This window comes from Bradyrhizobium sp., from assembly GCF_049581145.1.
Classification (GTDB): Bacteria; Pseudomonadota; Alphaproteobacteria; order Rhizobiales; family Xanthobacteraceae; genus Bradyrhizobium.
The window spans coordinates 1-1,776 of sequence record NZ_JBAURI010000730.1 but is presented as its reverse complement, the minus strand read 5'-3'; the positions used below and the strand labels follow the sequence as shown (position 1 = coordinate 1,776).

The window sequence follows — 1,776 nt, the reverse complement described above, 5'->3', positions numbered from 1 at the left end:
GCGCTGACCAGACCCTCGGCGATGCAACGCTGCACCACGCTCTCGAACAGCCGACGCAGGGCATCGCCTCGCTCGGCCAGCAGCTGACCGACGCCGTCAACGGCGCCTCGTTCAACGGCACGAACGTCCTCAACGGCAGCCTGACCTCCCTCAACTTCGTCTCCGGCTTCAACGCCACAGCGACCGGCGGGACCGTGAACACCATCGCCTTCACCACCCAGGCGCTATACGGATTGGCCACCGGCGGAACGTCGACGTCGACGACCAGCCAGTCGACCGTCTCGGATCCGGCGACGATGACTCAGTTGCAGGCCCAGTTTACCGCCGACACAGCGGACACGACCGCCGTCACCGCCGGAACGGTTACGGCGACATATGGCGCTGATGCGATCTACGAGGATACGGCCAACCAGGCGCTAACGATCCAGTCATTAGCTCTCAACGGCACGGCGACGACAACGACCTACACCGCACTGGACGCGAACGGCAACTCGATCGCGCAGGGCGGAACTCCCACCTTCGCAACTGCGTCGTCCTACGCGGTGACGACGACCGTCGTCGATGAGCTTGATCGCCTCGTCGCGTCGGCAATCGCGCCACTGAACGACGGCGGCGGCATAGAGCACATCGGGCTCGGATTGGCCGGCATTCACTTGCGCCCGTCTCCACGTTGCGCGCGAGGCGGCAGGCAAAACGGACATTTTCTCCAAAGCATGGGGCGAATTAAAGCGGCGGCGCTTGCGTGGACCTTTCGCCGATTGATCGGCCCAGAGGGTCAACGACGCGCTCAGCCGCCCAGCGAAAATCTTTGCAAGCTCGACAACAAGGCGGTCGAAAACACTTGCTCCGGCGCGCCGGTGAAGGCGTTGAGAGCGCTGCTCAGCACCGAACCGTTCGAACTGATGACGCCAGCCAGGACCGCAGCGGCGCCGGACTGGTCCGTGTTCGAGTTGCTCGCGGCGACGGTCAAATTCGTGATGGCGCCCGAGCCCGGCCCGTATGTCACGTCGTACATCGCGGAGAATCGCTCGGCGAATTGCTTGAGCTTCGCTGGATCCTGCAGATCGGAGATCGGCATGAGCCGCGAGAGCGTCTGCGCTTGGGTATTGATGTCTCCGCGCTGGTTGCCGGCGAGAGACCGAAGATGGTCTGAGCCACTTCCAGGAGATTTGGATCGGCGAGAATTTCGTATTCACTGGTCACCGACGGCGCTACGCGCTGGAAGTAAAGCGCAAGCTGGACGCCGACGTTCTGCGCCCCCTGATCGCTCTCGAGTTGCTGCTCGACATAGTTGCTCGTCGTCGTCTGGACCGCGTTCGTCGAGGCCGCCGAAGCCGCGCCGTCGCCAACGAAATTGAAAGCCGTGGCGAACGCCTTCCAGGCCGGGTTGCTCAAGGTGTTGGCGAGACTGTTGGGGCTGGACACGCCGCCTTCCAGCACCTTCGTGATCAGCGCCGTGGCGTTGATCTGGTCACCCAGGCCGTAGGCGTCGAGGGCGTAGGACAGCAGCCGATAATTGCTGACAAGGTCCTGTATGGAGGTCACGCTGCCGATATTGGCTTGATAATACGCGGTTGCGGATTTCACCGCGGGTTCGGCCGCAGTCATCGCCTGATACCGCGGCAAATCCTGCGACACGGCGAGATAGGCCGAGGTAGTGGTCGTCATGGTCGAGTCGGGTGGCCGGGGCCCAGCGTCGTATTGAGAGGGACGCCTCGAGGCTAGCGACGAAGTCCTGCCCGGGAGTTAATCTGCGGACGGGCGCCAAGACGCGGC

3 protein-coding genes are annotated in these 1,776 nt (G+C 63.4%); all 3 read right to left on the bottom strand.

The genetic code is table 11. The features are described from left to right. A partial coding sequence (locus tag WCB02_RS23810) for a hypothetical protein (protein ID WP_423962004.1) occupies window positions 1–241 on the bottom strand: 241 nt, incomplete at its 3' end. Window positions 242–787: 546 nt separating this feature from the next. Next, window positions 788–1,015, bottom strand: coding sequence for a hypothetical protein (locus tag WCB02_RS23805; protein ID WP_423962002.1), 228 nt, complete (start codon window positions 1,013–1,015; stop codon window positions 788–790). Continuing rightward, window positions 1,003–1,608 carry a DUF1217 domain-containing protein gene (locus tag WCB02_RS23800; protein ID WP_423962006.1) on the bottom strand — a complete coding sequence of 202 codons (606 nt, stop codon included), beginning with the start codon at window positions 1,606–1,608 and terminating at the stop codon, window positions 1,003–1,005. The genes WCB02_RS23805 and WCB02_RS23800 overlap by 13 nt, the downstream gene beginning before the upstream one ends. Window positions 1,609–1,776 lie beyond the last annotated feature (168 nt).